Source organism: Campylobacter sp. IFREMER_LSEM_CL1085 (genome assembly GCF_025772235.1).
Classification (GTDB): Bacteria; Campylobacterota; Campylobacteria; order Campylobacterales; family Campylobacteraceae; genus Campylobacter_D; species Campylobacter_D lari_D.
On sequence record NZ_JAKMRU010000001.1, the window covers coordinates 71832 to 94744 of the forward strand.

The 22913-nt window shown below is 29.6% G+C and carries 29 protein-coding genes; 28 read left to right on the forward strand and 1 reads right to left on the reverse strand.

Annotation, left to right across the window (positions count from 1 at the left end):
• Nucleotides 1-93: 93 nt before the first annotated feature.
• The 12 genes from napA (at nt 94) to purU (ending at nt 10160) form a co-directional block, all read left to right on the forward strand.
• Nucleotides 94-2868: a periplasmic nitrate reductase subunit alpha gene (gene napA, locus L8W56_RS00365; protein WP_263659050.1), complete on the forward strand. Its 2775-nt coding sequence runs from the start codon at nt 94-96 to the stop codon at nt 2866-2868.
• Nucleotides 2869-2870: 2 nt separating this feature from the next.
• Complete coding sequence (gene napG / locus L8W56_RS00370) at nt 2871-3620, forward strand: ferredoxin-type protein NapG (RefSeq protein ID WP_133318731.1); 750 nt, start codon at nt 2871-2873, stop codon at nt 3618-3620.
• Complete coding sequence (gene napH, locus L8W56_RS00375) at nt 3617-4408, forward strand: quinol dehydrogenase ferredoxin subunit NapH (protein WP_263659051.1); 792 nt, start codon at nt 3617-3619, stop codon at nt 4406-4408. Before napG ends, napH begins: the two co-directional genes overlap by 4 nt.
• Nucleotides 4398-4916, forward strand: a complete 519-nt coding sequence (locus tag L8W56_RS00380) for a nitrate reductase cytochrome c-type subunit (RefSeq protein WP_133318733.1) — start codon at nt 4398-4400, stop codon at nt 4914-4916. Before napH ends, L8W56_RS00380 begins: the two co-directional genes overlap by 11 nt.
• Before the next feature lie 4 nt (nt 4917-4920).
• The gene (locus L8W56_RS00385) at nt 4921-5847 is read left to right on the forward strand and encodes a WD40 repeat domain-containing protein (RefSeq protein ID WP_263659052.1); all 927 of its coding nucleotides are present in this window, start codon (nt 4921-4923) and stop codon (nt 5845-5847) included.
• On the forward strand, nt 5834-6169 hold the full coding sequence (locus L8W56_RS00390) for a chaperone NapD (protein ID WP_133318735.1): 336 nt from the start codon (nt 5834-5836) through the stop codon (nt 6167-6169). Before L8W56_RS00385 ends, L8W56_RS00390 begins: the two co-directional genes overlap by 14 nt.
• 2 nt (nt 6170-6171) lie before the next feature.
• Entirely contained in the window at nt 6172-6339 is a 168-nt protein-coding gene (locus L8W56_RS00395) for a hypothetical protein (RefSeq protein WP_087699327.1), read from the forward strand.
• Nucleotides 6340-6341: 2 nt separating this feature from the next.
• Entirely contained in the window at nt 6342-7514 is a 1173-nt protein-coding gene (locus L8W56_RS00400; protein WP_263659053.1) for an MFS transporter, read from the forward strand.
• Between the two features lie 61 nt (nt 7515-7575).
• Nucleotides 7576-7824, forward strand: a complete 249-nt coding sequence (locus L8W56_RS00405; RefSeq protein ID WP_087691144.1) for a hypothetical protein — start codon at nt 7576-7578, stop codon at nt 7822-7824.
• Nucleotides 7821-8258 (forward strand): effector protein CiaD, encoded by a 438-nt coding sequence (ciaD, locus tag L8W56_RS00410; RefSeq protein WP_263659054.1) that lies wholly within the window; start codon nt 7821-7823, stop codon nt 8256-8258. The genes L8W56_RS00405 and ciaD overlap by 4 nt, the downstream gene beginning before the upstream one ends.
• Nucleotides 8227-9330: a CCA tRNA nucleotidyltransferase gene (locus L8W56_RS00415; RefSeq protein ID WP_263659055.1), complete on the forward strand. Its 1104-nt coding sequence runs from the start codon at nt 8227-8229 to the stop codon at nt 9328-9330. The genes ciaD and L8W56_RS00415 overlap by 32 nt, the downstream gene beginning before the upstream one ends.
• 2 nt (nt 9331-9332) lie before the next feature.
• Nucleotides 9333-10160, forward strand: coding sequence for a formyltetrahydrofolate deformylase (purU, locus tag L8W56_RS00420; RefSeq protein ID WP_133318739.1), 828 nt, complete (start codon nt 9333-9335; stop codon nt 10158-10160).
• A gap of 24 nt (nt 10161-10184) precedes the next feature.
• On the opposite strand, the gene glnA is transcribed toward purU, so the two are convergent.
• Nucleotides 10185-11615: a type I glutamate--ammonia ligase gene (gene glnA / locus L8W56_RS00425; protein WP_263659056.1), complete on the reverse strand. Its 1431-nt coding sequence runs from the start codon at nt 11613-11615 to the stop codon at nt 10185-10187.
• Nucleotides 11616-11829: 214 nt separating this feature from the next.
• Here glnA and L8W56_RS00430 point away from each other — a divergent pair, with 214 nt between their 5' ends.
• The 16 genes from L8W56_RS00430 to L8W56_RS00505 all read left to right on the forward strand — a co-directional run bounded on the left by L8W56_RS00430 (nt 11830) and on the right by L8W56_RS00505 (nt 22901).
• Nucleotides 11830-12537, forward strand: coding sequence for a protein phosphatase CheZ (locus tag L8W56_RS00430; RefSeq protein ID WP_263659057.1), 708 nt, complete (start codon nt 11830-11832; stop codon nt 12535-12537).
• Entirely contained in the window at nt 12534-13790 is a 1257-nt protein-coding gene (locus tag L8W56_RS00435) for a peptidase U32 family protein (protein ID WP_263659058.1), read from the forward strand. The genes L8W56_RS00430 and L8W56_RS00435 overlap by 4 nt, the downstream gene beginning before the upstream one ends.
• Nucleotides 13787-14281 (forward strand): 5-(carboxyamino)imidazole ribonucleotide mutase, encoded by a 495-nt coding sequence (gene purE, locus L8W56_RS00440; RefSeq protein ID WP_133318743.1) that lies wholly within the window; start codon nt 13787-13789, stop codon nt 14279-14281. The genes L8W56_RS00435 and purE overlap by 4 nt, the downstream gene beginning before the upstream one ends.
• Nucleotides 14282-14290: 9 nt before the next feature.
• Nucleotides 14291-14797, forward strand: coding sequence for a DUF3972 domain-containing protein (locus tag L8W56_RS00445; protein ID WP_220566839.1), 507 nt, complete (start codon nt 14291-14293; stop codon nt 14795-14797).
• Nucleotides 14794-15654: a glycine--tRNA ligase subunit alpha gene (gene glyQ / locus L8W56_RS00450; protein ID WP_263659059.1), complete on the forward strand. Its 861-nt coding sequence runs from the start codon at nt 14794-14796 to the stop codon at nt 15652-15654. The genes L8W56_RS00445 and glyQ overlap by 4 nt, the downstream gene beginning before the upstream one ends.
• Nucleotides 15644-16369, forward strand: a complete 726-nt coding sequence (locus tag L8W56_RS00455; protein WP_133318746.1) for a Nif3-like dinuclear metal center hexameric protein — start codon at nt 15644-15646, stop codon at nt 16367-16369. Before glyQ ends, L8W56_RS00455 begins: the two co-directional genes overlap by 11 nt.
• An 11-nt stretch (nt 16370-16380) precedes the next feature.
• Nucleotides 16381-17100: a zinc ribbon domain-containing protein gene (locus L8W56_RS00460; protein WP_263659060.1), complete on the forward strand. Its 720-nt coding sequence runs from the start codon at nt 16381-16383 to the stop codon at nt 17098-17100.
• Nucleotides 17097-18281, forward strand: coding sequence for a lipid IV(A) 3-deoxy-D-manno-octulosonic acid transferase (gene waaA / locus L8W56_RS00465; protein WP_220566838.1), 1185 nt, complete (start codon nt 17097-17099; stop codon nt 18279-18281). Before L8W56_RS00460 ends, waaA begins: the two co-directional genes overlap by 4 nt.
• Complete coding sequence (locus tag L8W56_RS00470) at nt 18262-19014, forward strand: pseudouridine synthase family protein (RefSeq protein ID WP_263659061.1); 753 nt, start codon at nt 18262-18264, stop codon at nt 19012-19014. The genes waaA and L8W56_RS00470 overlap by 20 nt, the downstream gene beginning before the upstream one ends.
• Nucleotides 19015-19078: 64 nt before the next feature.
• Nucleotides 19079-20416 carry a signal recognition particle protein gene (gene ffh, locus L8W56_RS00475; RefSeq protein ID WP_220566836.1) on the forward strand — a complete coding sequence of 446 codons (1338 nt, stop codon included), beginning with the start codon at nt 19079-19081 and terminating at the stop codon, nt 20414-20416.
• 71 nt (nt 20417-20487) lie between these two features.
• Entirely contained in the window at nt 20488-20715 is a 228-nt protein-coding gene (gene rpsP, locus L8W56_RS00480; protein ID WP_012661702.1) for a 30S ribosomal protein S16, read from the forward strand.
• A 2-nt stretch (nt 20716-20717) separates the two neighbouring features.
• On the forward strand, nt 20718-20963 hold the full coding sequence (locus L8W56_RS00485; RefSeq protein WP_043019956.1) for a KH domain-containing protein: 246 nt from the start codon (nt 20718-20720) through the stop codon (nt 20961-20963).
• Nucleotides 20953-21477 carry a ribosome maturation factor RimM gene (rimM, locus tag L8W56_RS00490; protein WP_263659062.1) on the forward strand — a complete coding sequence of 175 codons (525 nt, stop codon included), beginning with the start codon at nt 20953-20955 and terminating at the stop codon, nt 21475-21477. The genes L8W56_RS00485 and rimM overlap by 11 nt, the downstream gene beginning before the upstream one ends.
• The gene (gene trmD / locus L8W56_RS00495; protein WP_133318752.1) at nt 21474-22178 is read left to right on the forward strand and encodes a tRNA (guanosine(37)-N1)-methyltransferase TrmD; all 705 of its coding nucleotides are present in this window, start codon (nt 21474-21476) and stop codon (nt 22176-22178) included. Before rimM ends, trmD begins: the two co-directional genes overlap by 4 nt.
• A gap of 11 nt (nt 22179-22189) precedes the next feature.
• The gene (gene rplS / locus L8W56_RS00500) at nt 22190-22546 is read left to right on the forward strand and encodes a 50S ribosomal protein L19 (RefSeq protein WP_012661698.1); all 357 of its coding nucleotides are present in this window, start codon (nt 22190-22192) and stop codon (nt 22544-22546) included.
• A 1-nt stretch (nt 22547) separates the two neighbouring features.
• Nucleotides 22548-22901 carry a cupin domain-containing protein gene (locus L8W56_RS00505; protein WP_243705616.1) on the forward strand — a complete coding sequence of 118 codons (354 nt, stop codon included), beginning with the start codon at nt 22548-22550 and terminating at the stop codon, nt 22899-22901.
• Nucleotides 22902-22913: the final 12 nt, after the last annotated feature.

Below are 22913 nucleotides of genomic sequence, written 5' to 3' on the forward strand. Positions count from 1 at the left end.
ATATTCTTTTTTATAATTTAAATTTTATCATTAATGTAGTAATATTTTTTAGATGTATTAAAATACATTGAATAAACAATAACGAGGGATATAATGAACAGAAGAGACTTCATTAAAAACACCGCTATTGCTAGTGCTTGTGGTGTTGCAGGTCTTAGTGTTCCAAGTAGTGTACTTGCTAATACTGAGAATAAATGGCGTTGGGATAAGGCTGTTTGTAGATTTTGTGGTACAGGCTGTGGAATTTTAGTTGCAAGTTTAGATGGTAAAATTGTTGCTGTAAAAGGAGATCCAGCAGCTCCTGTAAATCGTGGATTAAATTGTATTAAAGGTTATTTTAATGCAAAAATTATGTATGGAGAAGATCGCTTAGTAACACCTTTACTTCGCGTAAATGCAAAAGGTGAGTTTGATAAAAATGGAAAATTTCAACAAGTTTCTTGGCAAAGAGCCTTTGATGAAATGGAAAAACAATTTAAAAAAGCTTACAAAGAAAAAGGTGTTGAAGGAATTGGAATTTTTGCAAGCGGTCAATATACTATACAAGAAGGATATGCTGCTGCAAAATTAGTAAAAGCTGGTTTTAGATCAAACAATATAGACCCAAATGCACGCCATTGTATGGCTAGTGCGGTTGTTGGTTTTATGCAAACTTTTGGAGTTGATGAGCCTTCTGGCTGTTATGATGATATAGAGCTTACTGATACTATTATTACTTGGGGTGCAAATATGGCAGAAATGCATCCGATTTTATGGTCAAGGGTAAGTGATAGAAAATTAAGTAATTTAGATAAAGTCAAAATTGTAAATTTATCTACTTTTTCTAATAGAACTTCTCATATAGCAGATACTGAAATCATCTTCAAGCCAAATACTGATTTAGCTATTTGGAATTATATCGCTAGAGAGATTGTTTATAATCATCCTGAAGCTATGGATAAAGAATTTATTGAAAAACATTGTATCTTCACAACAGGCTATGCTGATATTGGTTATGGAATGAGAAATAATCCAAACCATCCTAAATTTAAAGCAAGTGAGAAAGATACAGTAGCAAAACAAAATGCTATTATTGTAGATGAAGAAGAAGCGGTATCTTTGGCTTATTTAGGAGTAAAAGCAGGTGATAAATTTGAAATGAAACACCAAAGTGCTCCTGATGCGCATTGGGAAATTTCATTTGAAGATTTCAAAAAAGCATTAGAGCCTTATACGCTTGATTATGTTGCTAAAGTTGCTAAAGGTAATGAAGATGAAAGCATTGAAGAATTTAAGAAAAAACTTCAAGAATTAGCAAATTTATATATAGAAAAAAATAGAAAAGTTGTAAGTTTTTGGACTATGGGCTTTAATCAACACACAAGAGGTACTTGGGTGAATGAACAAGCTTATATGGTGCATTTCTTACTTGGTAAACAAGCTAAGCCAGGTAGCGGTGCGTTTTCATTGACAGGGCAACCAAGTGCTTGTGGAACCGCAAGAGAAGTAGGGACTTTTTCGCATCGTTTACCTGCTGATATGGTCGTTGCAAATCCTAAACACAGAGAAATTAGCGAAAAAATTTGGAAAGTTCCGGCAAAAACAATCAATCCTAAACCAGGTGCTCCATACTTAAAAATCATGAGAGATTTAGAGGATGGAAATATCAAATTTGCTTGGGTGCAAGTAAATAATCCTTGGCAAAACACTGCTAATGCAAATCACTGGATAGCAGCAGCTAGAGAAATGGATAATTTTATCGTTGTGAGTGATTGCTACCCAGGAATTAGTGCTAAGGTGGCAGATTTAATTTTACCAAGTGCTATGATTTATGAAAAATGGGGTGCTTATGGTAATGCTGAAAGAAGAACTCAACACTGGAAACAGCAAGTGCTGCCTGTAGGTGAGGCTATGAGTGATACTTGGCAAATTATGGAATTTGCAAAACGCTTTAAATTAAAAGAAGTTTGGGGTGAAACTAAGGTAAATGATAAACTTACTCTGCCAAGTGTTTTAGAAGAAGCTAAAGCTATGGGTTATAGTGAAGATGACACTTTATATGATGTATTATTTGCAAACAAAGAAGCAAAATCTTTCAAAGCAAACGATTCTATTGCAAAAGGATTTGATAATAGTGATGTTAATGGCGATGAAAGAAGAATTATAGGTAGTGATGGTAAAGAATTTGAAGGTTATGGCTTTTTTGTGCAAAAATATCTATGGGAAGAATACCGCAAATTCGGTTTAGGTCATGGGCATGATTTAGCGGATTTTGATACTTATCATAAAGTAAGAGGTTTAAGATGGCCTGTGGTAAACGGTAAAGAAACACAATGGAGATTTAATACTAAATTTGATTATTATGCTAAAAAAGCAGCTCCAAATTCAGATTTTGCATTTTATGGTGAATTCGCTAAAGAACTGCCAAAAGGAGATTTGCTGGCTCCGCAGACTAAAGAAAAATATAGCTTGAAAAACAAAGTGAAAATTTTCTTTAGACCATTTATGAAAGCTCCTGAAAGACCGAGTGAAGAGTATCCATTTTGGTTATGTACTGGTAGGGTTTTAGAGCATTGGCATAGTGGAACTATGACTATGAGAGTTCCTGAGCTTTTCCGTGCAGTACCTGAAGCACTTTGTTATATGAATGAAGATGATGCTAGGGCAATGAAAATTAATCAAGGTGATATCGTATGGGTACAATCACGCCGTGGTAAAGTAAAAGCTAGAGTAGATTTTCGTGGTAGAAATAAACCATCTAAAGGGCTTGTGTATGTGCCTTGGTTTGATGAAAATGTATATATAAACAAAGTTACATTAGATGCAACTTGCCCATTGTCTAATCAAACAGATTTCAAAAAATGTGCCGTAAAAATTACTAAAGCATAAAAATGAAAAATAGAAGAGAATTTTTAGCCTTTACTTTTAAGCTTTTATGTATAGGAAGCGGAAGTGCATTTTTAGCAAGTTTAGCATTTAGCTCAAATCAGGAGTATTTTTTAAGACCTCCTGGGGCAGATGATGAAAAAGAATTTTTATCAAAATGTATACGATGTGGACTTTGTGTAAAAGCTTGTCCTTATGATGTTTTAAAACTAGCAAATTTAGAAAATAGTGCTAAAAATGGCACACCCTTTTTTATAGCAAGAGAAAATCCTTGTAGATTGTGCGAGGATATACCTTGTATAAGAGATTGCCCTACAAATGCTCTAGATCATAAATATTTAGAGCAAAATGATGGAATTTATAAAACAAAAATGGGTATAGCTATAATTGATAGTGCAAGTTGTGTTGCTTATTGGGGAATTCAATGTGATGCTTGTTATAGAGCCTGTCCATTGATAGATAAGGCATTAAAGCTTGAAATAAAACGCAATGAAAGAACTGCAAAGCACGCATTTTTATTACCTGTAGTAGATCATGAAGTATGCGTGGGATGTGGGATTTGTGAGAAAGCCTGTATAACGCAAAAAGCTGCTATTAGAGTTTTACCTAGAGAATTTGTCTTGGGAAAAGCTGGGGATAATTACATCAAAGGTTGGGATGAAAAAGATGAAAAACGCTTGCAAGATGTAAACACAGATAAAAATTTCAATAAAAACAAGGCTAAAGATTATCTTAATGATGGAGAATTGTTATGAAATATCTTATTTTAAGAAGAATAGTGCAATTGTCTATCTTAACTTTTTTTTCTTTTGGTGTATTTAATTTTATATTAAAAGGAAATTTAAGCTCTTCAGTTTTATTTTCTTCGGTGCCGCTAAGTGATCCTTTTGCGTTTATTCAACTTGCTTTAGCAAGTTTGCAAGTAGATTTAATGGCTTTAAGTGGTGCTTTGATAGTATTTTTATTTTATGCTATTTTTGCTGGAAGAGCGTTTTGCGCTTGGGTTTGTCCTGTAAATATCATTACTGATTTTGCTTATTTTATTAGAAGTAAATTAGGTTTTAATCAAGCAAGGATTTTTAATGTAAATAAAAATTTGCGTTATTATGTTTTGGCTTTTGTTTTGATTTTTTCTTTTCTTTTTTCCTTTCCTGTTTTTGAGGAATTTTCTTATATAGGAATAATCCAAAGAGGAATTATTTTCGGCGGTATTTCTTGGCTTTTTGTAGCTTTGATTGTTTTTTGTATAGATACATTTTTTAGTCCAAGATTTACTTGCTCGCATTTTTGTCCTTTAGGAGCTTTTTGGGCTTTAAGTTCGCATTTTTCATTACTAAAAGTAAGATATAACTTGCAAAAATGCACCAAGTGTTACAAATGCCTTGGAGTATGCCCTGAAAAGCAAGTGCTTTGGATGATAGGTAAAGAAAATCAAGATGTAAAATCAGGTGAGTGTATAAGATGTGGAAAATGTGTTGATGTTTGCGGTGATGATGCTTTAGGTTTTAGTATAATAAATTTAAGGAGAGAAAATGAAAAATAAAATCTTTTTATCCTTAGCAGCAGCTGTTTTAATAAGTGCTTGCGGACTTGCTGTTAAAAGTGTTGATTCAAAAGATATAGGTTTAAGAAAAACAAGTTTAGAAAGTGAAAATGTAGAGTTATTGGATGCAAAGTATTCTCAAGCAATGGCTGGAGAGTCTGTTTTAATTGAGAGATCATTTGAAAATGCTCCGCCATTAATTCCACATACTTTAGAGGATATGCTTCCAATTACTAAGGATAATAATATTTGTTTAAGCTGTCATGATAAAGCCATAGCTAAAGATGTTGGAGCCACTCCGCTTCCAAGTAGCCATTATTTTGACTTAAGAAAAAACAAATCTACTAAAGATATGATAAGTGATGCAAGGTTTAATTGTACACAATGCCATGTACCACAAAGCGATGCAAAACCTTTAGTAGGAAATAGTTTTGAAGCTAAATTTAAAAATGAGGAACTAAAGAAAAAATCTAATCTTTTAGATGTTTTAAATGAAGGCGTAAAATAAAACTATGAAAAAAATATTTTTAATCTTACTAATGAGTGTATATGTATTTAGTTATGAGCTTAAACTTGATTCAAATTTAAATGCCTTAAAACTTGTTGATAGTAGTTTGCTTATAGGACTTGATAATGGAGAATTAAATCAGTACTTTATTAAAGACAAAAAAATGCAAAAAATCACTCAACTTGATAAGATTAAAAATTTTTACGAAGAAAATCTTAGCCCTAGAATTTATAGTATTGATTACTTAAATGGGGCTATTTTGATTTTAAGTGAAGGTGATTTTGGTAGTAAAAGGCTTAGTATTTATAAAAATAAACAACTTTACAACTATAAGCTTTTAAGTGATGGAGTAAAAAAAGCTTTGTTTTTAGATGATGATACTATTTTATTAGCCTTGCTAGGTTCTAATATAGAGCTTTTTGATTTAAAAACAAAAAATATTATAAAAAATTTTACTTTCTCTAACTCAAGTTTAAGTGATGTGGTTTTAAATGAGGCAAAAACTCAATTAGTAGCAGGTTTTGAAAGTGGTGAAATAGTACTTTTTGATGTGAAAAAGTGGCAAAAAATAAAAAGTTATAAAAATCTTCATAAAGATAATATTTATCAACTTGATTTTAAAAATGCAATTATTACAAGTTGTAGCACTGATAGAAAATTAGGCATAGTGCGAAATGATCAAGAAAAAAGCATAGAAAGAGACTTTTTAATATATGCTTGTAGTCTAAATAAAAGTGGTTCTATAGCGGTTTTTGGAGATAATGAAAAAAATATTATAGAGCTTATAGATACTAAAAATTTAAAAACAATAAAAAAATTCCAAAATAAAGATTTTTTGCTAGAATATCTTATATTTTTAAACGAGCATGAATTTATTAGTGCTGGTTATGAAGATAAAATTATATTTTGGAGTATAGATGAATCTTTCTAGTGTATTGATTTTAACTAAAGAGGAAAAATTAGAAAAACTTAAAGAACAAATTCAACAAACACCATGTTGTAGTGTGGAATTAGCTCAAGAAGAAAAAATTATAGTGGTAATAGAAAGTGAAAATTTAGATGATGAGTTAAAAGCATATAAACAATTAGAACAGCTTGATGGGGTGATAAGTATTAATATGGTATTTTCGTATCAGGATTTGGATGAAGAAAGAGAAAAAATTTTAAAAGCAAATTTTGAGGCAAATACTTTTGATGAAAATTTAAAAAAAGATAATTTAGAATACTATGGTAATGTTTTTAGAAAGTATTGATTATGATTTTTTTAATTCCTTTAATTGTGATTATTTCTTCTATTTTTATCATTGATCACTTTTATTTTTCCAAAGAGAATGAAGTTGTAAAAGAAAAAAAACAAGTAGTGCAAAAAAACACCGATTCTGATAAACAAAGATATCTTGAAAATATATTAAATCAAAAATAATCATGTACACACAAATTTCATATAAAAAATTCTTTTGGATTAATATTTTAGTTGTGATTACTCTTGCTTTAAATTTAAGAGCACCTATAACTTCCATAGGTCCTATGATAGAACATATTCAAGAATATTACAATATTAATTCTACTTTAGCAGGTATGCTAACAACCTTACCTTTAATAGCTTTTGGTCTTATATCGTTTTTTGTAGCGTATTTTTCACAAATTAAAGCTTTGTTTTTTGCTTTAATTTTGATTGTCTTTGGAGAAGTTATTAGAAGTTATGGAGGAACTATAGGTTTATTTTCTGGGGTTTTTTTGATAGGAGCAGGCATTGCAATAGCTAATGTTTTATTACCTTCTTTTGTAAAAGAAAAATTTTCTAAAAATACTTATAAGATAATGGGTTTATATGGATCAATTATAGGCTTATCTTCAATTGCTGGCGTGGCCTTATCACTTCCTTTGCTTAAATTTTTTGATGTACCTCAAGCTATGTTTTTTTGGGCTATATTGGCTTTAATTGCTTTGATTTTTTATTTTCCGCATTTGAAAAATAAAAGATTATTACGCCCTAAAAAGAAAAATATTAATAAAGTGAATATCTTTTTAAACTTAACAGCCTGGAAAGTTACTATTGTAATGGGATTGCAAAGTTTTTTATCTTATAGTCTTTTTGCATGGCTTAGTGTGATGATTAGTGAAAAGGGCTTTGGAATTGACTTTGGTTCTAATGTTTTATTATTATCTCAAATCATAGGGATGCCCGTGGCATTTTTACTACCTATCATTTTAGGAAAGCTTAGATCTCGTGCTAAAAGTTTTGCTATAGTGATGTTAGGGTTTTTGTATTTTTTAAGTTTTATGATGATTTTTCTTTTTAAGGTAAAAGCGATTTTGTTTTTAGCGGCTATTTTTTTAGGTTTTGCTTCTAGTGGAGTTTTTACAATTTCGTTATTATTTATTGCTATCAAAAGCTCAAATTCTATCATAGCGGCTAAACTTTCTGCTATGTCGCAAGGTATAGGGTATTTAATAGCTGCTCAATCACCTTGGATTATAGGCATGCTTCATGATAATTTTAGAAATTTCACTTCAGGCTTTATTATGCTTATTGTGGTAGCTATAATACTTAACATTTTTGTATTTTTAGCATATAAGGCTCCTGTGATTAAGTGAAAATTAAAAATAAATTAAAGCCTTTTTTGTTAGAATTTTAGGATTTTATTTTTGTGAGTTAATAATGCGATATACAGTAACAGAGGCTTCTATTTATGAAGCACAAGGCTTAAAAGATGAGGCTTTGGAGATTTATAAAAATATATTAAAACAAGATCCGCAAAATAAAAATGCCATTGATGCTATAAGGCGTTTGAGTGGCTTGCGTTCTAATCATGAAGATTTAAATTATGATATGCTTGATTTTTTTGTCAATATGAAAAGTGAAGAAGAAATTAATGAATTTAAAAGGTGGTTGATAAAACTATGAATATAGAAGATTTAGCAAAAATGGCTATTAGTGAAGTTAATTCGCAATTAGATAATAAAAAAAATAAAAACGATGAATTTGCCCCTATGGTAGAAGAAATTACTCAAGAAAAAAATGTTAATGCTCAAGAGAAAAAAATCAAAGAAGAAATTAGTAAGGTTACACAAGAGCTAATCCAAGAACTAGATGATTTAGAAGTAAAAGTAAAAGATGATAAACAAAATGTCGCTATTAAGGTTGAAGCTTTAGAAGAAAAAGAAGAAAGCATTATAAATAATGAAGAATTTTTCTTGAAAAATCTTAGAGAGCGTATTTTGGTTTTATTTGAAGGATTAAAAAATACCAAAGATGAGCATATGGAAAAAAGACTAGATATGACCATTACTTTTTTAGAGTTTTTACTTGCAAAGATTGAAGATAGACTTAAAAAATGACCAAGATTTTTTAAGAATTAAGAATATACTTAAGCCTTACACACAAAGGGTTTATTTAGTAGGTGGTTGTGTAAGGAATTCTTTTTTAGATTTATCTAGTGATGATTATGATATAGAAATTTATGATATTGAGCCTATGCTTTTTGATGAGCTTATGCAAAAACTTGGTGCAAATGGAGTAGGAAAAAGTTTTTTTGTATATAAATATAAAAAATTTGATTTAGCTCTAGCACGCTATGAAAATAAAATTTCTACAGGCCATAGAGGTTTTGAAGTTAAAGTTTGTAATAATGAGCAAGAAGGAGCAAGAAGAAGAGATTTTACCATTAATGCATTGATGGTAAATATTTTTGATTTTAAATTTTTGGATTTTTTTAATGGTTTGCAAGATTTGCAAGCAAAGATTATAAGACATATTGATGATAAAAGTTTTATTGAAGATAGTTTAAGAGTGCTTCGTGGAATTTCTTTTGCATGTAGGTTTGATTTAACAATTGCAAAAGAAAGTTTAAAATTGATGCAAACTATGGATATAAGCGATTTATCTAAAGAGCGTATTAATAATGAACTTTATAAAATTTTTAAAACTTCAAGACTGAATAAAGCTTATGAGTATTTTAAAATTTTAAATTTAGAAGAAAAAATCTTTTTTTATCAAAGTTGTAATAAAGAATTTGAGAGACTTTTAGAGTATAGCCAAAAGTTAATTTGTGATGAGGCTTTGTTTTTGTATTTGTATTTGAATTTTTTTCATATAAGTAAAGAGGAATTTTTTAAAAAAACAAAATTAAAAAAAGAGCTTTTAAAAAAATGCGAACAAGAATTTATTTTAGGTAAAATTGATGATTTTGATTTAGCTAAAATTGCTTTAAAAATACCACTTTGCAAATGGCTTGGACTTTGGAATAATGAGCGTATAACACAAGCAAAAAAAATAAATTTATACCATCATGCTTTTGAAAGTAAAATTAGCGCCAATGACTTACTAAAGGAAGGATTTAGTGGGAAAGAACTTGGAATTGAACTTGAAAAAAGAAAATTACAAGAATTAAAAAACTATATAAAGGAGTAAAAATGAATGAGTATATTTTAAAAATTTCATGCAGCGATGAAAAAGGATTGATTTATAGAATTTCAGATGTTATTTTTAAATATAGAATCAATATTATAAAAAATGATGAATTTGTTGGAGAAAATCGTTTTTTCTTTAGGGCACATTTAGAAGGTGAGCTTGATATAAAAGCTTTTAAAGGAACGCTTGAAGCTATGCTTCCTGATAATGCACAAATTGAAATTACTTCAAAGAGAAAAAAAGATATTATTGTTTTAGCTACTAAAGAAACTCATTGTTTAGGTGAGTTACTTATCCGTCAATTTAGTGGAGAATTTAATGCAAATATTAAGGCAGTTATTGCAAATTATGATGTATTAAAACCTTTAGTGGATAAATTTAACATACCTTTTCATACTATTTTAGCACAGGATTTAAGCAGACAAGAGCATGAAAAAAAACTACTAGAGTGTTTAAAACAATATGAGTTTGATTATATTGTTTTAGCAAAATATATGAGAATATTATCTCCATCTTTTGTAGAGAATTTTGAGGGGAAGATTATTAATATCCACCATTCTTTTTTACCTGCATTTATAGGAGCTAATCCTTATAAGCAAGCTTATGAAAGAGGGGTAAAGATTATAGGCGCAACAGCACATTTTGTAAATAATAACTTAGATGAGGGGCCAATTATTACCCAAGATGTTATACCAGTTACTCATGAATATTCTTGGCAAGCTATGCAACAAGCAGGGCGTAATGTAGAAAAAAATGTTTTTTCTAAGGCCTTGGATTTAGTGTTTGATGATAGGATTTTTATATATGATAATAAAACAATAGTATTTTAATCTTGATGCTAAAAAGCATCAAGATTAGCATGAATAGCAAGTTTTAAACTCATATGCAGTTGGTCTAGCTTCTACAGGCCATACTTGAGTTTCAAATTTCATATGTTGATAATCATCAATAAATACATCACTCATAACAGGCTTTAAAAAGGCATTTTTTCTAATGAGTGCTTCCAAAGATCCTCTTAAAGTGTGAGGTAATTGCTCTATACCTTTTTCTCTAATTTCATCTAGGGTTAGTGCAAATAAATTTTCATCCATAGGACCTACCGGTATGGTTTTATTTTTAATACCATCAAGTCCTGCCATAAGCAAGCTTGTAAAAGCTAGGTAAGGATTGGAAGTGCTATCAGGAAATCTTATTTCAACTCTTGCGCTTTTTTCATTAATACCATAAGGCACGCGACAACTTGCAGAGCGATTTTGGCAAGAATAAGTTAGTATACAAGGTGCTTCAAAACCTGGAACTATTCTTTTATAAGAATTTGAACTAGGATTGGTAAATGCAGCAACACTTCTTGCATTAGCTAAAATTCCACCGATGTAATTAATCGCATATTCACTTAATTTTCCATATCCTTCTTTATCATAAAATAAATTTACTCCATCTTTCCAAAGGCTCATATGCACATGCATACCACTTCCATTATCTCCATAGAGTGGTTTTGGCATAAAGGTCGCTGTTTTTCCATTTAAATGTGCTACCATTTTAACTACATATTTATAAATTTGTACATTATCAGCAGCTTCAACTAAATTTCCAAATTCTACACCAATTTCAGCTTGTCCTTGTGCTACTTCATGATGATGTACGAAAGTTTTTAAACCAACTCTTTCTAAAACTTGTACCATTTCAGCTCTAATATCCACACTAGAATCAATAGGACTTACAGGAAAATATCCACCTTTATTTCTTGGGCGATGTCCACTATTGTAACTATCTGTAAAATCTTTATTATCATTCCATTCACCTTCTTCAGTATCTACTTCATATTTTGCACAGTGAGAAGAATCAACTATTTTTACATTATCAAAAATAAAAAATTCATTTTCAGGACCAAAATAAGCAGTATCAGCGATATTGCTTGTGTTTAAGTGTTGCATTGCTTTTTTAGCAATACTTCTTGGACATTTTTCATACATTTGATCTTTGTAAATATCATATACATCGCAAATTACTATGATAGTAGGATCAGCTGTAAAAGGATCTAAAAACGCACTTTCCACATCAGGTTTTAAAATCATATCTGATTTTTCTATAGGCTGCCAACCATGCAAAGAGCTTGCGTCAAAAGGAATTCCGTTTTCAAAGGTTTTATCATCAATTGCTTTTATATTATAAGTGATGTGATGCCAAGTGCCTATCATATCAGTAAATCTAAAATCAACAAATAAAACTTCATGTTCTTGACAATAACTAAAAAACTCATCAATGTTATTTACAAATTTACCCATTTTTTTCTCCTTTTTATTTTTTGGGTTTTTTAATTTATTTTATAGATTGTAGTATATTTTTTTTAAATTAAGTTTAAATTAATATTTTTTTATAATCAAATTAAAAAAAAGATTATTTTGCGTAAAAAAATAATTAATTGGTAAAATTAATGTTGATTTATATTTTTTTGTAATATAATCTCGCATTAGTTTTTTTATTAAAAAAGGTGTAACAATGACTCAAGAAGAATTAGATGCTTTAATGAATGGCACTGAAGACTTAGATCTTGATTCTGTAGAAGAAACAGAAGAAAAACCAGATACAGATTATGAAGATGAGGAAAAAAATAAGCAAATTGTTAATGATATGATTAATGGTGATTATAAAGCAAGAGCGGATATGGCTTGGCCACCACCGCCACCTAGTAAAGAACATAAAGTTGTACATCAACTTGATGATGTTACAAGAGATAGTGAAATAAAAGCCACAGAGATGATGGAAAAATTAGAAGCTATTAACGACTTTTTTGCAAATTCTGAGAGTGATCTTTGTGTAATCAGTGATGCTTTAAATAAAAATATAGAAATTTTTGAAAAATTAAATGCAAAATTTCCTAATGTGGTAAGCTTTAAAGAAGCTATTGAAATAAATAACAATGCTAAAAATATCATAGATGAGATTACAGGTTGTTTGCAAACTGGACAAGATGAAGTTATGATGGCAATGGATGCTATGCAATATCAAGATATTCATCGTCAAAAAATTGAGCGTGTTATTAATGTTATGAGAGCTTTAAGTAGATATATGAGTAGTTTGTTTGAAGGTAAAATTGATGATGAAAAACGCGTGGGATCTGCTGTGCATATCGAAGGAGATACAACTGCAGATGTTGTAAGTAATGATGATATTGAGGCATTAATCGCAAGTTTAGGAAAAAAATGATTATTCCTGAAATAGTAGCTCCTGCAGGTAATTTTACAAAATTAAAAATAGCTTTAGCTTATGGAGCTGATGCTGTTTATGCAGGAGTGAGTAATTTTTCATTAAGAGCAAGAACTGCTAGAGATTTTAATTATGAAACTTTTAAAGAAGCTATTGAGTACACGCATGCAAAAGGAAAAAAAATTTATGTAACGATTAATGGATTTCATTTTAGCTCTCAAATTGAAGGTTTGAAAAGGCATATTTTAAAATTAAAAGAAATGAAACCCGATGCTTTTATAGTAGCTTCTGTAGGTGCTATGCGTTTGGTTAAAGAGCTTGCACCTGAAATCAATCTTCATGTATCAACCCAAGCTAATATTTTAAATTACTTAGACGCTCAAGTTTATAAAGATATGGGAGCTAAGCGTGTTGTTATAGCAAGGGAACTTGGTTTAAAAGATGCAAAAGATTTGAAAAATAATTGTGACATAGAACTTGAAAGTTTTGTCCATGGTTCTATGTGTTTTGCGTATTCTGGCAGATGTTTGATAAGCTCAGTGCAAAGTGGACGCATGAGTAATCGTGGATCATGTGCAAATGATTGTAGATTTAACTATGAACTTTATGCAAAGAACCCAGAAACTAATACACTTTTTAGACTTGAAGAAGATGAGAATGGCACGCATGTGTTTAATTCTAAAGATTTAAATTTAAGCTCGTATATTCAAAAAATTATGCAAGAAGATTGCATTCATGCTTTTAAAATAGAAGGAAGAACGAAAAGTGAGTATTATGTAGCTTTGACTACAAGAACTTATAAAATGGCAGTGCAAGATGTATTGCAAAATACTTTTGATGCGGCTAAGTATGAAAAAGAAATTTATACTTTAAAACACAGAGGTTTTACAGATGGATATTTAGTTTCAAGAGCTTATGAAAAAACCGATTCAATAAATCATAATACAAGTATAGAAGAAGGAACCCATCAAGTGCATGCTATTAGCGAAGATGGTGAATTTTTTAAATGTAAGGGTAAGATAGAATTAAACAAAGAATATGAAATTCTAGCTCCGGTTGATTCTAATATAGAATTAGGGGAAAATAAACTAGGTTTAGTATATGAAAATGAAGGAAAAAAATTCATAGTGTTTAAACAATTATTAGCAAAAAACAATAAAGAATTTAGTGAAATTCATAGTGGTAATGAAAATGAAATTACTTTGCCATTTAAACTTCCAGAATTTAGCTTTTTAAGAAGGAGTGTTGAATGAAATTTGTTTCCATATTGATGGGAAGTAAGAGTGATTATGATATAGTAAAAGAAGCTTTAGGAATTTTGGAAAAATTTGATGTAAAATATGAAGTCTTGATCACTTCAGCTCATAGAAGTCCTCAAAGAACCCAAGAATACATCAAAAATGCTGAAGAAAAAGGTGCAAAAGTATTTATTGCTGCAGCGGGTATGGCAGCTCATTTAGCAGGAGCTGTTGCAGCACATACAACAAAACCTGTTTTAGGTATACCTATGCCAGGAAGTAATTTAGCTAGCATGGATTCTTTATTTTCTACTGTGCAAATGCCAAGTGGAATTCCTGTAGCAACTGTGGCTATAGGTAAAGCAGGGGCTATTAATGCAGCTTATTTGGCAGTGCAAATTTTAGCAATAGAAGATGAGTCTTTAGCGCAAAAATTATTAGAAGATAGACAAAAACAACAAGAAAAATTAATCCAAGATTCTAATACAATTGAAGTTTTTCTTTAAGGAGCGTATATGCAAACTTACTTGGAATTAAAAGAATTTTGTCAGTTAGTTCATTTATCCGAAGATGTTGTAAAAGGAATGATGGCAAATGGTGCTTTAAATTTCAAAGAAGAAGAAGGTAAAATTTATATAGAAGCTAATCAAGGTACTTTTAGCGTAGTTCCTTCAAGTTCAAAGCAACCTGCTATGGTAAATTCTATGACCTTGGCAGGAGAAAGTTTTGTAGAAAAAACTATAGGGACTATTTTAAATTTACATGAAAAAGTTCTTGATGCTAAGGATGAAACCTTAGAAGCTTTAAAGGGTGAAAATAAATTTTTAAAAGATGCTCTTTATTCTATGCAAGAGCTTTATGATGAGGATAGAAAAACTATAGAAAATCTTAACGAGCAACTTAAATATGCGCGTAATGAAGTTGAATTTCTAAAAAGAAAATATAAAATGATGTGGAATAAAACAGTGGAATTATATGCAAATTCGCCTGAGAAGTCTGAAGAATTAAAGGAAGAAAAATGACTTTTTCTCAAATGATTTTAAATTTACAAGAATTTTGGCAAAAGCAAGGTTGTGCTATTATGCAACCTTATGATTTTCCAGCAGGTGCAGGGACATTTCACCCGGCAACTTTTTTAAGAAGTTTAGGTAAAAAACCTTGGGCGGCTGCTTATGTAGCACCAAGTAGAAGACCAACTGATGGAAGATATGGTGAAAATCCTAATAGGTTGGGTGCTTATTATCAATTTCAAGTTTTAATTAAACCAAGTCCTGATAATATCCAAGAATTATATTTAAAAAGTTTAGAAAATTTAGGCTTTGATTTGAAATCACATGATATTCGTTTTGTTGAAGATAATTGGGAAAGTCCAAGTTTAGGTGCTTGGGGTTTGGGCTGGGAAGTTTGGCTTGATGGTATGGAAGTTACACAATTTACTTATTTTCAACAAGTTGGTGGTATAAGCGTAGATTTAGTTAGTGCTGAAATTACTTATGGCTTGGAAAGACTTGCAATGTATTTACAAGATGTAGATAATGTATATGACATAGTTTGGAATGAATTTAACGGCGAAAAAATTACCTATAAAGATGTTCATAAGCAAGGCGAGTTTGAATTTAGTAAATATAATTTTGAAGTAAGTGATGTAAAAACTTTAAATGTACAATTTGAAAATGCTTACAATGAGTGTAAAAATGCATTAGATGCAAAACTTGCTTTACCAGCATATGATTATTGTATGTTAGCAGCACATACTTTTAACTTGCTTGATGCAAGAGGAGCTATTTCAGTAACTCAAAGACAAGATTTTATGCTTAAAATTAGAGAATTATCTAAAAGTTGTGCTTTAGTATATAAAGAAAGTTTAGATGAAAATTAAAGAAATTTATGATTATTTAGATACTATTAGTCCATTTAATACGCAAAGTTCATGGGACAATAGTGGTTTATTGCTTGGAAATTTCGATCAAGATGTAAATAAGATTTATCTTGCGCTTGATGTAGATATGCATTTAATTGAAAATGCAAGCGAAAATTCACTTTTTATAGTCCATCATCCTTTAATTTTTAAAGGTTTGAAGAATTTAAGTGGAGTGCTTTATCCGCAAAATCTTCTTACAAAAATGATACAAAAAAATATAGCCTTGATTGCTATGCATACAAATTTTGATTTAAGTCATTTAAATACTTATTTTACTAGCGAAATTTTGGGTTTTAAGATCAAAGAACAAAATGAATTTTTGATCTATTGTGATGTAGATTTTCAATTAGATACATTAGTTGATCATGTTAAAAAGTGTTTAAAGCTTAATCATATTAGGGTTGTTAATGCTCATCAAGAAAAAATAAAAACTTTAGCAATATGTACAGGCAGTGGTGGAGATTTGATTTCTAGTGTAAAAGCAGATTGTTTTTTAAGTGGAGATTTTAAGTATCATCAGGCCTTAGAAAGTTATCATAATAAACTCAATTTGATTGATATAGGTCACTATGAAAGTGAGTCATACTTTGGTGAAATTTTAGCAAAAGATTTGCAAAAATTTCATTTAGAAGTTATAATATCAGTTTCAAAAAATCCATTTCAATATTTTTAAGGAAAAAATCAATGAATAAATATTTAGAACAACTTATAGCTTTATCGCAAATTGATAAAGAGTTAGATGGTTTTGCAAATAAAGTAGAAGATGCTACAAAGGATTTAAAAGAAAAGCGTAATTTGCTTGATAAAACTGAAGAAGAAATTGCAGGTTTTGAAAAAGATATTAAAGATATAGAAAATCAAAAAATACAAAACAATAACCATATTGTAGAATTTGGTGTGAAAATTAAAGAAATAGCCAAAAAAAGTGCTGCAGTGAAAACTGAAAAAGAAGCAAATGCTTTAAAAATCGAAGAAGATATAGCTAAAGAGCAACTTGATGCAGCAAATGAAGAGATAGAAAGATTAGATAAAATTTTAGAAAACAAAGAAAAATTTATACAAGAATTGCAAACTAAGAGAACTGAACTTGAAAATGAAGTGGATCAAATAGATGCTCAAACAAAAGTTGTATTAGTTGATATTGAAAAAGAAAGATTAGAGATTTATGATAAAAAAGTAAAGCTGGTTGGCGAAATAAATCAAAAAGTTTTAACTTTTTATGAGAAAATTAGAAAATGGGCGGGAAATAGTGCTGTAGTTCCTGTGAAAAAACATGCTTGTTATGGCTGTTTTATGAGAATTTATGATAAAACTTATTTAGCAGTTTTAAAAGGTGATGAAATCGTAACTTGTCCGCATTGTGGAAGAATTTTATATAAAGAAAAAGAAGAAAATCAAAATTGATTTTTTTTTATTACATTTTTGCTGTGATTATATATGTAATCGCAGTTCCTTTTTTGTTGATTTTAAGTTTTTGTAAAGAAAAATATAAAGCGTCTTTAAAATCTAGATTTTTTCTTTACAAAAACTTAAAACAAGAACAAGGAGATATATATTTTCATGCTTGCTCCTTTGGGGAGATTAAAAGCATTGTTCCCTTAATAAAACTTTTTCCAACTTGTAAAATTTCAACTATCACGCAAACCGGATTTAATGAAGCTTTAAGACATTCTAAAAAAGTAAATTTTTTACCATTTGAAATTTTTATACCATTTTGGATGAAACCTTGCAAAGTTTTGATTATTTTTGAAGCAGAGCTTTGGCTTATGCTTGTATTGATGGCTAAATTTTATAATGCAAAAGTTATTTTATTAAATGCTAGGATTAGTGATAGATCTTTAAAAAACTACAAGCGTTTTAGCTTTTTTTATCGTTTGATTTTTAAATATATTGATGTTGTGTTTGCGCAAAGTCAAAAAGACAAAGAAAGGTTAGAGTGTTTGGGTGCTAAAAATGTTGCAGCATACAAAAATATCAAAGCATATATAAAACAAGAACAAGTGAAAAATTATTCAAAACCTAAGGCTAGGGTTATTATATTTGCTAGTACGCATGAAAATGAAGAACTATTATTGCTTAATGAGATTAAACTAGAAGAAAATGATAGATTAATTATCGCTCCAAGACATCCGGAGCGTTTTGGCGAGGTTGAGGGGATTTTAAAAGATTTTTGCCAAAAAAATCATTATAATATGCAAAAATTTTCAGACTTTACTTTAAGTGAAAATGATTTTGCAAATTTTTTTAAGACCAAGTGTTTATTACTAGATACTTTGGGTGAGCTAGAAAGTTTTTATAAGATTAGTGATGTAGTTTTTTTGTGCGGCTCTTTTGTAAAAAATATAGGTGGGCATAATCCTATAGAAGCGGCTAGATGGAATAATGTTATTATCTCGGGGAAATATTATTTTAATCAAGAAAGTTTATATCAAGAAGTTGATGATTTGTATATTTGTGAGAGTGTAAAAGATATAAATGATTTTTTAAAGCAAAAATTATCACAAGCACGAGTCAAAGAGCAAAATGATTTAAATGAAATTATATTAAGTATAAAAGAAGGTTTAGATGCAAGAAAAAGCTTATAAATTGCTTGCAATGCAAGAAAAAATTTCTAATAATGCAGCAAAAGATTTGATTGATAAAGGTTGTGTTTTTGCTATGGGAAAAAAGGTTGTTATAGCTAGAGCTTTGATGAGCTCAAAAACAAGATTTGTCGTGCAAAAAATAAAAAAAGCAAAAATACTTTTTGAAGATGATAAAATCATAGTTTTAAATAAGCCTTATGGGGAAATTAGCGAGAATTTAGAAGGTGTTTATAATGCTAAATTAATTAACAGGCTTGATAAAGAAACAAGTGGAGTTTTGCTTTTAAGCAAAGATGAGGAATTTAGACTAAAATGCATTCAAGAGTATAAAAAACAAAATGTTTATAAAAGCTATTTAGCTATTGTCGATGGAGTAATTGCTGAAGAACTTGAAATTTGTGAAAAAATAACTACTATAAAAAATAAATCCGGAGCTTTTAGTAAAATCGATAAATTTGGCTTAGAAGCTCATACTCAGGTTATACCTTTAATGGTAAATGCAAAAAAAACTTTAATAAAAGCAGTCATTAAAACAGGTAGAACACATCAAATCAGAGTGCATTTAAATCATATAAAACATGGTATTATTGGCGATGAAAAATATGCAAAAAATAGCTCTTCTAGAATGTATTTGCATTCTTACGAAACGCATATTTTTGATTATCAATTTAAAGCTTTACTTGATGAGAGTTTTAATGCTTATGGTTTTGAAATAAAAAATTTAAATTTTTAAAGGCGTTTAAAGCTAAAAGGGTTTATAATTTAGCTTTTTAGAATTTTAATAAAGGGAAAATAAAGTGTTTGAAATAGTTAGTGAGTCATTTAAATCCGCGGTTAATAAACTTCGTTTTGTTGATGATGAAAAAGCTTTAAAAAATGCTCTTGACACTTTAAAAAAAGCCCTTTTAAAAGCAGATGTACATCATAAAGTTACGAAAGAATTACTCACTTTAGTAGAAAATGATGTAAAAACTAATGGCATAGGCCAAAAGCAATTTTTAGACTCAATTAAGAAAAATTTAGAAGAAATTCTTAGTGTTAAAGGTAAAAATCAAGGTTTTGTATTTGCTAGTAAGCCACCTACGGTTGTTTTGATGTGCGGTTTGCAAGGTGGTGGTAAAACTACTACTACGGTAAAAATTGCTAATTACTTAAAACTAAGAAATAAAAAAGTATTAATTGCTGCATGTGATTTGCAAAGATTAGCTGCGGTAGAGCAATTAAGACAACTCACTCAAGCTAATGAGCTTGATTTATTTTTTATAGAAAATGAAAGCAATCCTTTAAATGTAGCTAAACAAGCTTTGGAAAAAGCAAAAAATTCTATGTATGATGTTTTGCTTGTAGATACTGCCGGTCGTCTGGCAATTGATATAGCTTTGATGAATGAGCTTAAAGAAGTAAAAGCTATTTTAAATCCTGATGAAGTATTTTATGTAGCTGATGCTATGAGTGGTCAAGATGGAGTTAAAACAGCAAGTAGCTTTAATGAAGCTTTAGAAATCACTGGGGTTATTTTAAGTAAATTTGATGCAGATACTAAAGGTGGTGTTGCGCTAGGTATAGCTAAACAAATTGGTGTGCCTTTAAGATTTATTGGTGTTGGTGAGAAAGTAGCTGATTTAGAAGTATTTATCCCTGATAGGATTGTTAATCGTATCATGGGTGAAGGTGATTTGGCGACTTTGGCTGAAAAAACTGCCGCTATTATAGATGAAAAAGAAGCAAAAAAACTTAATAAAAAAATCAAAAAAGGTGAATTTAATTTCAATGACTTTTTAAATCAAATGGAAAGTGTTAAAAAACTTGGTAGTATGAAATCAATCATTGGTATGATACCTGGTTTATCATCTATGGCAGCAAATATTAAAGATATTGATTTGGATAATTCTAAAGAAATTATTCATATTAAAGCAATGATTTCATCAATGACGCCAAAAGAAAGAGAAAATCCTGATTTGTTAAACAACGCAAGAAAGCGTCGTATTGCAGAGGGTGCTGGTTTATCTCAAATGGAAGTAAATCGCTTTTTAAAACAATTTAGTAATGCGGCTAAGTTGGCAAAGAAATTTTCAAACAAAAAAGGAATGGAAAATTTTATGAATATGTTGCAGCAAGCTAAAAGACCGCAATAATTAAAGCTTTTTTATGGATATATGAGTTAAAATATCTATAACAAAATTTTAATTTTTTTAGGAGTATTAAAATGACAGTAATCAGACTTACAAAAATGGGACGCAAAAAAAGACCATTTTATCGTATAGTTGTAACTGATAGTAGAAAAAGACGCGATGGTAGTTGGATAGAAAGCATTGGATATTATAATCCTATGGTTGAACCTGAAGTAGTAAAATTTGATGCTGAGCGTTTAGCTTATTGGAAGAGCGTAGGTGCTAAATTAAGCGATAGAGTAGCAGCTATTACAAGCAAATAAAAATGGTTGAAAATTTTTTAAGAGAATACGCAAAATTAATTGTTGATTTTCCTGAAAAAGTTGATATACAAAAACAAAATTTAGAAAACAATTTTGCTGAAATTATCATTTATGTTGATCCAACTGATACTGGTAAGTTGATCGGAAAAAACGGGAAATTAATCAACGCAATAAAAACAGTTATTATGGCTTATAAAGTTAAAGATGCAACTTCATATCGTATAACGGTAAAAGCTATTGAAGAATGATTTGGTCCAAGTTGCTAAACTTGGGAAAAGTGTTGGTTTGAAAGGTTATGTGAAATTACATAACTTAAGTGATTTTTATGAGCAGTTTAAAGCAGGTGCTAAATTTTTTGATGGTAATCAAAAAATTTACACCATAAAAGCTTTTGATAAAACAAGATCTTTGGTTTTATTTGAAGATTTTGAGAATTTAGAATCTGCAAAAAAACTAACTAATATTACACTATTTCAAAGCATAAAAACTACAAAAGAAACTTGTAAGTTAAAAAAAGATGAGTATTTTTATTTTGATATTATAGGCTGTGAAATTTTTGAAAATGAACAAAAATTAGGTGTAGTTGAAGATATTTTAGAAAATGGAGCTGGATTTTTATTCTATATAAAATGCGATGAAAAACTACAGACAAAGGTTAAAAACTTTTATATTCCTTATGTTGATAAATATATTCAAAAAGTTGATATAGAAAATAAAAAAATATTCACACAATCTGCTTTAGATATTTTAGAAAATTCATGAAATATACTTTTGTAAGTTTATTCCCAGAGCTTATTGAGCCTTATTTTAAAACTTCTATTTTGGCAAGGGCAAAAGAAAAAGGAATTTTAGAATTTGATTTTGTTAATCCTAGAAATTTTACTACAAATAAACATCTAAAAGTAGATGATTATAAAATAGGCGGTGGTGCGGGACTTTTATTACAAGCTCAGCCTTTATATGATTGTTTAACGCATATTAAAAGCCAAGATAAAAATACGCATTTTATTTTTCTTTTACCATGTGCTAAAACTTTTAAGCAAATAGATGCTAAAAGATTAAGCGTCAAAGAGCATATTTGTTTTGTATGTAGTAGATATGAGGGTTTAGATGAGCGTATTGTGGAAGAATTTGCTAATGAAGTGTTTTCTATAGGAGATTTTATACTTACAGGTGGAGAGTTAGCATCTTTGGTGATGTGTGATGCTATTAGTAGAAATATTCAAGATGTTCTTGGAAATAGTGAAAGTTTAAGTGAAGAAAGTTTTGAAAATGATTTATTAGAAGCACCATCATTTTCTAAGCCATTTGTTTTTGAAAAGGAAAATAAAAAATTTTATGTTCCTTCAGAGTTTTTAAAGGGAAATCACGCTAAAATCACAGCTTTAAAAACTACTTTGGCGTCTTGCAAAACGAAATATTTTCGTCCTGATTTGTATCAAAAGCATGAACGCAAATTTTAAGGAATATCGTTATGAAAAATAAATACATTGAGCAATTTGAGCAAAAACAAATTGAAGGTAAAAATGTTCCAGAATTTCGTGCTGGAGATACTTTAAGACTTGCTATTCGCATTAAAGAAGGCGATAAAACAAGAATTCAAAATTTTGAAGGTATTTGTATAGCGCGTAGAGGAAATGGTGTAGATGAAACTTTCATCGTGCGTAAAATAGGCGCTAATAATGTAGGTGTTGAAAGAATTTTCCCTATTTATAGTGAAAGTTTAGAAAGTATTACAGTATTAAGAAGAGGTCGTGTACGCCGTGCTAGATTATTCTATTTAAGAGATAGAAGAGGTAAGGCTGCTCGTATTAAAGAACTTAAAAAATAAAATGAAATTTAGAACTCAAATGCATGAAGTAATTTCTTGGGAACAAGAAATTGAAAATGGCATAAATATATCTAAAAAAATAGAAAATGCTTATGCTAAGGAAATATGCATAAATATGTCAAAGGATAGCTTTATGAAAGATCATAAAGCACCTTTTGATATTACTATACAAGTATTAAAAGGCTCTATTGATTTTGGAGTTTTAAATCAGCAAATTCTACTTAAATCTTTAGATAGCATTAGTTTAAAAGCTAATGAAATTCATAATCTTTTAGCACTAGAAGATTCTATAGTGCGTTTAACTCTATATAAACAAGATAGCCTTGAACGCGTTGAGAGTGTTTTGAAATCTTAATTTAAGTCTCAT